Origin of the sequence: Polyangium fumosum, assembly GCF_005144585.1 — a bacterium.
Classification (GTDB): Bacteria; Myxococcota_A; Polyangia; order Polyangiales; family Polyangiaceae; genus Polyangium; species Polyangium fumosum.
Map to the genome: position 1 here is coordinate 1 of NZ_SSMQ01000153.1, position 9,275 is coordinate 9,275.

8 protein-coding genes are annotated in these 9,275 nt (G+C 69.5%); 4 read left to right on the top strand and 4 right to left on the bottom strand.

What is annotated here, in order from left to right; genetic code table 11:
* Window positions 1-170: 170 nt before the first annotated feature.
* The 3 genes from E8A74_RS51085 to E8A74_RS51095 form a co-directional block, all read right to left on the bottom strand.
* The gene (locus E8A74_RS51085) at window positions 171-1,499 is read right to left on the bottom strand and encodes a PAS domain-containing protein (RefSeq protein WP_170230020.1); all 1,329 of its coding nucleotides are present in this window, start codon (window positions 1,497-1,499) and stop codon (window positions 171-173) included.
* A gap of 326 nt (window positions 1,500-1,825) precedes the next feature.
* Window positions 1,826-2,764 (bottom strand): NAD-dependent epimerase/dehydratase family protein, encoded by a 939-nt coding sequence (locus E8A74_RS51090; RefSeq protein ID WP_136936490.1) that lies wholly within the window; start codon window positions 2,762-2,764, stop codon window positions 1,826-1,828.
* On the bottom strand, window positions 2,761-3,444 hold the full coding sequence (locus tag E8A74_RS51095; RefSeq protein ID WP_136936491.1) for a methyltransferase domain-containing protein: 684 nt from the start codon (window positions 3,442-3,444) through the stop codon (window positions 2,761-2,763). Before E8A74_RS51095 ends, E8A74_RS51090 begins: the two co-directional genes overlap by 4 nt.
* A 58-nt stretch (window positions 3,445-3,502) precedes the next feature.
* On the opposite strand from E8A74_RS51095, the gene E8A74_RS51100 reads away from it, so the two are divergent.
* From E8A74_RS51100 to E8A74_RS51120, 4 genes are all read left to right on the top strand, one after another.
* On the top strand, window positions 3,503-5,326 hold the full coding sequence (locus E8A74_RS51100) for a YfhO family protein (protein ID WP_136936492.1): 1,824 nt from the start codon (window positions 3,503-3,505) through the stop codon (window positions 5,324-5,326).
* On the top strand, window positions 5,323-6,288 hold the full coding sequence (locus E8A74_RS51105; protein WP_136936493.1) for a hypothetical protein: 966 nt from the start codon (window positions 5,323-5,325) through the stop codon (window positions 6,286-6,288). The genes E8A74_RS51100 and E8A74_RS51105 overlap by 4 nt, the downstream gene beginning before the upstream one ends.
* Window positions 6,285-7,970, top strand: coding sequence for an ArnT family glycosyltransferase (locus tag E8A74_RS51110; protein ID WP_136936494.1), 1,686 nt, complete (start codon window positions 6,285-6,287; stop codon window positions 7,968-7,970). Before E8A74_RS51105 ends, E8A74_RS51110 begins: the two co-directional genes overlap by 4 nt.
* Window positions 7,971-8,329: 359 nt before the next feature.
* Window positions 8,330-8,716 carry a hypothetical protein gene (locus E8A74_RS51120; protein ID WP_136936496.1) on the top strand — a complete coding sequence of 129 codons (387 nt, stop codon included), beginning with the start codon at window positions 8,330-8,332 and terminating at the stop codon, window positions 8,714-8,716.
* Between the two features lie 157 nt (window positions 8,717-8,873).
* Here E8A74_RS51120 and E8A74_RS51125 read toward each other — a convergent pair whose 3' ends face one another.
* Window positions 8,874-9,137, bottom strand: a complete 264-nt coding sequence (locus E8A74_RS51125) for a hypothetical protein (protein WP_232380116.1) — start codon at window positions 9,135-9,137, stop codon at window positions 8,874-8,876.
* Window positions 9,138-9,275 lie beyond the last annotated feature (138 nt).

The following is a 9,275-nucleotide window of genomic DNA, read 5'->3' on the forward strand; positions in this document are numbered from 1 at the left end:
AGCGCTGGCGCTGGTCCGGGTCCCGGGGCGGATAGCCCCGGGTGGGGCCTGGGGCAACGCCCCAGCGAGGCGGCCCCGAGATAAGACCAATGCTCAGGCCCCTGGCTGGTCCGGGTGCAGGGGCGGATAGCCCCTGCTGGGGCCTGGGGCAAAGCCCCAGCGCTACGCCTTCAGCGAACCTTCGTTTTCCCCAACGCACCATTGCGGGAACGCATCGCGTGCGCGATTCCGGCTTTCAGCGTCCCTTTGGTCACGATCGATCCGAGCTCGGCGCCGAGTTCGACCAGGGTTCGTGCCACCTCTGGCCGGATTCCCGTCAGTACGACTTCTGCGCCGAGCAGGCCTACGGCTTTGGCGGCCTTCACGAGGAGATCGGCGGTCTGCGCTTCGACCTCTGGTACGCCTGTCACGTCGAGGATCACCACGCGCGCCCCGGTTTGCGTCACGCCTTCGAGCAGCGTCGTGAGCACTCGATCGGCGCGCCGCTCGTCGAGCCCGCCTACGAGCGTCATTGCGAGCACGTCGTCGTCGATCGGCACGAGGGGCGTCGAGAGCGCGAGCAGGCTGTCCTCTTGCGCTTTGAGCAGCCGCTCTCGGAGCTCGGCTTCGGCGCGATCCATCTCGGCGCGCTTCAGGTCTGTGATGTCCATCGTCACGCCGCGCAGGCCGATCGGCGCGCCCGACTCGTCCCAGATCGCCGTCATCCGACAGTTCACCCAGAGCGTCCGGCCATCCTTGGTGATCCAACGATAGGCCGATGAACCGCTCCCTTCCACCGCGGTGCGCTCGGCGTCGCCTTTGGCCATCTCCTGATCTTCGGGGTGAACGAGATCGCGCCAGAAATTCGGGTTTCTCCAGTCCTCGGCGGTGTATCCCGTGATCGGCAGGACTGCGTCGCTCACGTAGTTCATCCGGTGCCGGCCGGGATCGTCGACGAAATAACTCTCCCACACGACGCCGGGCACGTTCGCGACGAACCCGTCGAGCCGCTGGTGGAGTGCGCGCTCCTTGAGCAGGGCTTCTTGCGCGTTTTGCTCGGCGTGGGCGCGCCGGTTCACGTCGAACACCACGCTGTGGAGCTTGGCCGGACGCCCCTCCTCGGCTGGCTCGTACAGGAAGTGCGTATCGACCCAGATATGACCGCCGCCCTTGCACACCATTCGATGGGGCGCGAGGTGTGACTCTCCGTCCTCGAGAAACCGCATTGCCTCTGCGTTCGCCTGGGCTCGATCGTCCGGGTGGATGATCGATGTGAAGAAGTCGGGCACGCTCATGCATTCCTCGACCGAATACCCGAGCAAGGTTTGCAGCCCGATCCCGCCGATGAACGTGGGTCGAAACGCGCCGGAGGGCCCTTGTTCGAACTCCAGCACGATCCCGGGCACGAGCGCGATGAGGTCCTCGAGCACCGCGGCGCGCTCCTCGGCGAGCCGCGCCCGCTCCTCGGCTGCCGCAAGCTCGGCGCGCAAGGACTCGATCGTATCGTTCGTCTGCCCCATGGTCTGGCTGCTCCTCTGGACGCATGCGACCCTACCAGAAATCATGCAAACGCTTGGGCTTTTTCGGCTGTCCGCCGCGCCTCGGGCGGGGCGTTCGACGCGCGTGACGGATCGCGGACGAGCGTGCGCCGCTCGCAGCGTCGCTCGGTTGCTCGGTGCACATGGGGCGGGCGGCATCGCGTGTGCATTGACGGCAAGCTGAGCACAAGGTCCTCCGGACCCGCGCCCGAGGGGGCGTCCCCGCGCGCCGGATCTCGCGTCGAAAGCCGCGTCCTCCGATGGGGACGCCCCCCTTTTTTCGCGCGGGGTGAGGGAACCTCGATGTCCTAGCCGAAGACCTCGCGCGAAAGCGCCTCGACGGCCATGCGGACGGCATCGTCACTCGAATGACGCACCCGGAAGCCGAGGGCGGCGAGCTTGTCCGGGCTCATCGACGAGCGTGGCACGTCGCCGGGCCAGCCGCGATCGCCGCCGGTGAAGCGGATCGTCGCGTCGGGGTAGGGGGAGGCCTTCACGCAGAGCTCGGCGATGCGGGCGACGGAGGTCTGGTCGGGCGGGGCGAGGTTGTAGAGGCCGAGCTGCTCCTTCCCGTGATCGAGCCCGAAGAGCAGGCCGTCTGCGCAGTCCGAGACGTGGAGATAAGGCTTCGATTGCCGCCCGTCCCCGAGCACTTCGAGCTCGGTCTTCCGATCGCGTAGTTTCTTCAGGAAATCGAGCGCGGCGCCGTGCGTCCCGCGGGGGCCGACGACGTTGCCGAAGCGGAAGATCGTCGCGTGCAGGCCGAAGCACTCGACGAACGCGCTGATCAGCGCCTCGCCCGCGAGCTTGCTCGCTCCGTAGAGCGAGATCGGCAGGTGGCCGATGTGGCCTTCTTTGCACGTCTCCGGCGTGTCGCCGTAGACCGTGCCCGACGACGAGAAGACGAGCCGCCCCACGCGCGCGCGCCGCATCGCTTCGAGCACGTTGTACGTCACGATCGTCCCTTGCTCCAGGTCGAGCCGCGTCCGCTCGAGGCCCCAGCGCGCCTCGGGGTTCGCCGACAAGTGGAAGACGACGTCGTGGCCTGCGGCGGCCGCCGTGAGCCGTTCGAGGTCGAGCGCGTCTGCCTCGACGAGCGTCACGCGCCCCTCGACGAGGTGTTCCTGGAGGAACGCGCGTTTCCCGACGGAGAGATTGTCGTACACGGTCACGGGCCCCCGTGTGGCGAGCCGATCCACGAGGTGACTGCCGATGAACCCGGCGCCGCCGACGACGAGCGTCTTCATGTGTTCTCCACTCGACCCTCGGGGCTCCGCTCGGACGAGCCGAGCTCCGCCCCGCCTCCCATCCCGACGACGTGCTCGATCCGTGCCGCGAACTGAAGCTCGTCCCGTGTGACGAAGCGCATCGGCGCGTCGTGGATCCGCAGCGGCCAGCGGAGCTCGGTGATGCGCCCGCGCGCCGCCTGCACCATGTCGATCCACGCGGCCGGCGAGAAATAGGTCCCTCGCACGAGCACGCCCGCCTCCGCGTTGCCCACGACGTCCATGGCCAAGAGCAGGGCCTGCGACACGGGGCCAAAGCGGAAATGATCCTTTACGATCACGGCGCGCGCGGCGACGCGCAGGCACTCGGCGAGCACCTCGGCCGGCGCCTCGCAATGGTGCAGCACGTCGGAGATCGTCACGATCTCGAACGCGCCGTCCGGGAACGGCAGGCGCCGCCCGTCGTAGGGGACGACCTCGATCACCGTGCGGGGACGAACCAGCACGTCCACGCCTGCGACGCGGTTCGCGCCCACGCGTTCGCCGATGGCGGCGGCGATCGCCCCGTCGCCGGCGCCCACGTCGAGCAGCGACTGCGCGGGGCCTGCGAGCGCGGCGAGCGCGTCCGTGATGCGCTCGGCCCGCGGGAGCGTCACGGCGCGCCGGTGCAGCGCGAAGAGGGCCTTCTGGATCCCCAGCACGGACGGCGGCTTAGCCGAGGCAGGCCGGCGGGGCAACGTGCTAACGTCCGCGCCGCCCGTGGACAAGCCCGCTCTTTCCCTCCCGCGCCGCCTCCTCGCCGCTGCGCGGCGTGATCCGCCCCGCGCCGCCGCTGCGCTCCTCGCGGGCCTCTCGATGCTCGTGGCCGTCGGGGTGGTCGTGCTGCCGTGGCTCGCCAAGACGCACACGTTTGGCTTCCACGACTGGGACGTGCAGACCTCGCACCGCTACCTGGTCAAGACGAGCCTGCTCGATCACCACGAGATGCCCTTCTGGAATCCGTACGCATGTGGAGGATTTCCGGCCTGGGGTTACGTCGAGGCAGACACGATCCTCGTCTCGCCGTGGCTCCTCGCGTACCTGGCCTTGCCGATGAACCTCGCGATCCGCGTCGAGGTCGTGGGCATGGCGCTCCTCGGCGCGGCGGGGGCGTATGCGGCTGGATCGCGGTTCACGAAGAGCCACGGCGCGCGGGCGCTCGTGGCGGCGCTCTGGGCGGTGAACGGCCGCTGGGCGTTGCAAACGGCCTCGGGCCACACCTGGCACCTCGCCTACGCGTTCCTGCCTTGGGCGCTCTTTTTCTTCGAGCGCGCGCGTCAAAAGCCGAACCGCGCCCTCGACGTCGTCTTGCTCGGCGCCACGTTCGCGGCTCTCGTCTACGCGGGCGGCATCTATCCGCTCCCGCACACGGTGCTCGCGCTGGGGATCTACGCGATCGTCGTCGGCGCGCTGGAGAAGAGCGCGCGGCCGCTCGTGGTGCTCGGGGCTTCGGGCCTGCTCGGCGTCTCGCTCGCAGCGCCAAAGCTCTTCCCGATGCTCGACGTCTTCGGCAAGGCGCCGCGGCTCGTGCCCTCGACCGAGGCGATCGACATGGGCGCGCTCTTCACGATGCTGACGGCGCCCGACCAGGGGTTTGGGTCGCGGCCCGTGCGCGTGCCGGCGTACGGCTGGCACGAGTGGGGCATGTACATCGGGCTGCCCGGCGTGCTCGTCCTCGCGCTCGCATTGTTGCTCGTGCAGGGCAAGCGAGAGGCGGCGCTCAAGGTGGTCGGCGCGCTCTTTGGCCTGCTCGGGCTCGGGGCGTTCCACCCGAACGCGCCGTGGACGCTCTTGCACGAGCACGTGCCGGTCTTCCGATCGCAACACGTGCCGTCGCGGTTCTTGTATCCGGCCGTGCTCGTGCTCGCGATCGTGGCGGCGAGCGGGATCGGTCGGCTCGTGGAGCGGGCGGGCCGGCGGCGGCCTTGGCTCGACGCGGCGCTCGCGGCGCTCGTGTTCTTGATCGGGATCGACGTGGCGCGCGGGGCGCAGAAGCCGATGGCGCAGTCGATGTGGATGGTCCCGCCGGATCACATCCCTGCGGACAGGCCCTTCCATTTCGAGAAAAACCCGCCCTTCCAGTACAAGCAGCGCGACTGGGCGGGGCCGATGTACCTCGCGATGCTGGGCAACACGGGCGTGCTCGATTGTTACGGCGCGCCGCCCTTCGAGCGGAAAGGCGCGCTCGCCTCGGACGATCCGCGCCACCGGGGCGAGGTGTTCGTCGCGGAGGGGCCGGGCGCGGCGAAGCTCGCCGATTGGAGCCCGAACGGCGCGACGATCGAGCTTGCGGGCGCGGAGGCGGGATCCCTCGTCGTGTACAACATGAACTACGACGAGGGCTGGCGGGCGTCGGCGGGCAAGGTGGAGAACGTGGACAACCGCGTGGCCGTGCGCTTGCCCCAGGGCGTGACGACGCTCTCCTTGGCGTATCGGCCGCCGGGATTCCTCCTGGGGTGTTTCGTCGGGCTCGTGGCGCTCGCCGGCGCCATGGCGATGGTGCGCGCCGAGAAACGCGAGGACGAGGGGAAGGTGCAAGGATGAAGTGGCCGCGTGGTCTACGCCTGGGGCTCCGGGTCGCCTCCGGCGCCCTACGCCCCAAACCCCTGCTCGGGGCCTTCGTGGCCCTCGGGATCGCCGAGCTTGTCGGGTTTTTCGTCACCTCGCGGCGAAAGCCCGATTTCGCGGACTGGGCGGCCCTCGTGGGGCCCATGGCCGAGGAGCGAAAACAAGGTGAGCTCGTGGTCGTCGCGCCGTCCTGGGCCGAGCCGCTCGCGCGGCAGGCGCTCGGCGACGAGGTCTTTCCGCTCCGCGACGTCGCGCGGCCCGATGTGTCGCGGGTTCGCGCGGCGCTGGAGGTCTCGGCCCTCGGGGAGCGCGCATCCGAGCTTTCGGGCTTTCGTGAAACCGGCCGGCGTGAGGTCGGGCCTTTCGTGATCCGGCGCCTCGAAAACCCGAGCCCTGCCGTGGTGGTCTTCGATTTCGTCGACGGCCTCGGCCCCACGCAGGCGGACGTCCGCGTGACGAGCCCCGAGGCCGCGTGCCTGTGGAACCCGAACGCGCGTGTCCTCGCCGGTGGCCTCGGCGGCCACCCCACGTTCCCCGCGGCGCGCTTCGAATGCCCGGGCGGCCCGTTCTTCAGCGTCGGCCCGACCGTCATCGCGGACCAGGATTTCCGCCCGCGCCGCTGCCTCTTCTCGCACCCGCCCGCGCGGGGGGAGGTCGTCACGCGCTTCGCGGGCGTCCCGCTCGGGACTGTGATTCGCGGGCACGGCGGGATGTACTGGATCCTCGAGCGCGAGCGGAAGGGGGCGCCCGTCGCGCTCGCCGTGCGCGTCGACGGCGAGGAGATCGGCCGCTGGGAGCACCGGGACGGTGATGGATGGGCGGCGTTCGAGATGCCGCTCGGCGCCCACGCGGGCAAGACGAGCGCGACGGTGGAGTTTTTCGTGTCGAGCAAGAACCACGCGCACCGGCACTTTTGCTTTGAGGCGGACACGCGATGAGCGGGGTCAAGCTCACCTGGAAGGACGACTTGGTCGCCGCGCTGCTCGCGGGCGTCGTGATGGCCGTGCTCGTCGCGACCGTGGGTGACCTCGGGTATGCGCGGGACGAGGGGTTTTACTTTCACGCGGCCGACAGCTACCGCCGCTGGTTCGAGCTCCTCTTCGCGAACCCGCGGGCCGCGTTCGAGCCGAAGGCGATCGACAACGCGTGGCGGGTGAACAGCGAGCACCCGGGCCTCATCAAATCGCTGTTCGCGCTCTCGAACCTCTTCCTGCAGAAGAAGCTCCACCTCTTCGCGATGGAGGGGACGAGTTATCGATTCCCGGGGATCTTCCTCGCGGGCGCGGGCGTTGGTCTCGTCTATCGATGGGGCGCGGAGGCGCGCGGGCGGATCGCGGGGCTCTTCGCGGCGATCGCGCTCTTTTGCATGCCGCGTTTCTTCTACCACGCGCACCTCGCTTGTTTCGACGTGCCCGTCGTGACCATGTTCCTGCTCGCCACGTATTGCTTCTGGAAGGCGATGCGGGAGGGCGGATCCCGCTGGCCGATCGCGGCGGGGCTCGCGTTCGGCCTCGCGCTCGACACGAAGCACAATGCGTGGTTCTTGCCGATCCTCGCCGTCACGTTCGTCGCGCTTTGCCTCGTGCGCGACCGGCTGACGGGCGGGGACGTGAAGGAAACGGCGCGCCGGGCGCTCGCTACGCTCGGCGCGATGGCCGTGCTCGGCCCGCTCGTGATGTATGCGCTGTGGCCGTGGATCTGGCGGGACACGTTCGCGCGGCTCGGCGCGTATGCGTCGTTCCATCTGAATCACGAGTATTACAACATGGAGTTCCTCGGGCGGACCTACTGGACGCCGCCCATGCCGCGCCTGTATGCGCCGGTGATGACGGCGGCGACGGTGCCGGCGGTGACGCTCGCGCTCTTCGCCCTCGGGCTCGGGGTGCGGGCGCGGGCGCGGATCCAGGCGCTCCTCCGCGCGCGGGCCGGCAAGATCGCGCGGCGCGAGGGCGGCGAGACGGATCTGCTCTGGCTCATGGCGATCGGCATTTCTTACGGCGCGTGGGTCCTGCCGAAGACGCCCATCTTCGGCGGCACGAAGCACTGGATGCAGGCGTATCCGTTCCTCGCGCTCTTCGCCGGGGCAGGGGTGTCCTGGCTCGTCTCCGTGCTCCGGGGAGAGCTCAGGCGGCTGAAAGGTGCGAACCTCCGGCGTTTCGCGCGTGGCCCTGCGGCGGCGATGGCGCTGTTTGTGGTGTTGCTCGCGGCGCCGATCGCGGAGACGGCGGGGTCGCATCCGTGGGGGCTCTCGAACTACACGCCGCTCGTGGGCGGGGCGAAGGGCGCGGCGACGCTCGGGCTCAATCGAACGTTCTGGGGGTATACGACGGGCGCGGTGGTGGAGTACCTCAACCACGAGGTGCCGAAGGGCGGGACCGTCTACGTGCACGATACGGCCTGGCCCTCGTGGGAGATGTTGCAAAAAGACGGCCGGCTGCGGAAGGACATCCGCGGGGTCGGCGCGGTGCACGAGGCGGATTTTGCGCTCTACCACCACGAACCGCACATGCTGGGGCAGGAGTACCAGGCGTGGGTGGCCTATGGGACGGTGCAGCCGGCGCATGTGGCGGGGCTGCATGGGACGCCGGTCATCTGGATTTATCGGCGGAAGGGGCGGTAATGTACAAAGGCTTTGGCGCATTCAGTAGCGGGAGCGGGAGCCGGGGCGGAAGCGGAAGCGGAAGCGGAAGCGGAAGCGGAAGCGGGAGCGGAAGCGGGAGCGGGAGCGGGAGCGGGAGCGGGAGCGGCAACCGGGATCTGATTGTGTACCGCTGCACCCCTTCGGCTTCTGCTTGCGCCGCGCCACGCCGTCGGGAGGCTTCCGCGTCACCAGCGCCCGCCATGCGGAGCGCGCCGCGAAGGCGCCATGGGAACGCACCAGCGGAAGGTACCGCGGAGCTACGAGGATCGAAAGGCGAGCCAGAAACTCTACCGGCGGCTTCACTCGCGTAGCCGCTGGAGATTGTGTAGAGTGGAGCGATGAGCCTTTGGGTCGTGCTGGCGATGATCGTGACGTCGGTCGTCGCCTGGGGCTGGACCGCTCCCCAGCGCGCACGTCGCGCCGCGGAGCGCGAGATCGAGGCGCAGCGGCGGATGTCGGTGGGCGAGCTGGCCGAGCTCGCGCTGGGCCTCGTCCGCTACGAGCGGTGGGAGCGATTCGCGGCGGCCGAGGCGCTCCGCGCGCATGCCTCGTTCTGGACCGATCGGGAGCTGCGCGACGCGCTGACTCGGCTGCGCGTGGAGGTGTTGGAGGAGGACGCCGCGCACCGTCACACGGGCCGCGAGTCGAACCGCTTCGAGTGGTACGACTCCGGCCTGGCTGGGGTGTGGGAGATCCTCGAGGAACGGGTGAACCGGAGCGCCTGAACGCCCCCCTGTTCCTCCGCCCTCTACAGGAGTTCACGGAATAGAACTTGTCGGCGGCCGCGAGATCCCGAGGTGTCAAGCGGGCTCGGAAGCGGGAGCGGAAGCGGGGGCGGCAAGCGGGAGCGGCAACCTTCAGAACGAGCGGGCAAGCGCGGGATCAGGGCATCCGGCGCCGGCTTTGGGACAGCATCCAGCGGGGCGTCGACGGGTATGCCGCCAGCGCGTGCGCCTTCTGGACCGGGGTGACGCCCGTCCAGGCTTGCAGCGCGGCGAGCGCCGCCTCCAGGTCGGCCTGCGGCAGCCCGCCGATGGACGCGCTGTGGTTCCCCGCCGGCTCGAAGAAGCGGTACGAGTCCTGCGCGCCCCCGAGATCGAAGGCGGCGGCGGTGTACGGATCGTTCTCGCCGTAGATGAACATCATTCGCTCGCCCTCTGTAGACGCTCACCCAAATCCGCGGAAAACGTGACCACGAGTTCGGCCTGGTGGGCGTCACGGCGCGTGTCGAGCCCTGGGGCGAGAAGTTCGTCACGACGACAAACCGCGCGTAGGACGGGGGCT

Coding starts and splice junctions, on each gene's coding strand:
- E8A74_RS51085 (WP_170230020.1), bottom strand. CDS start 1,499: ATGGGGCAGACGAACGATACGATCGAGTCCTTGCGCGCCGAGCTTGCG.
- E8A74_RS51090 (WP_136936490.1), bottom strand. CDS start 2,764: ATGAAGACGCTCGTCGTCGGCGGCGCCGGGTTCATCGGCAGTCACCTC.
- E8A74_RS51105 (WP_136936493.1), top strand. CDS start 5,323: ATGAAGTGGCCGCGTGGTCTACGCCTGGGGCTCCGGGTCGCCTCCGGC.
- E8A74_RS51110 (WP_136936494.1), top strand. CDS start 6,285: ATGAGCGGGGTCAAGCTCACCTGGAAGGACGACTTGGTCGCCGCGCTG.
- E8A74_RS51120 (WP_136936496.1), top strand. CDS start 8,330: ATGAGCCTTTGGGTCGTGCTGGCGATGATCGTGACGTCGGTCGTCGCC.
- E8A74_RS51125 (WP_232380116.1), bottom strand. CDS start 9,137: ATGATGTTCATCTACGGCGAGAACGATCCGTACACCGCCGCCGCCTTC.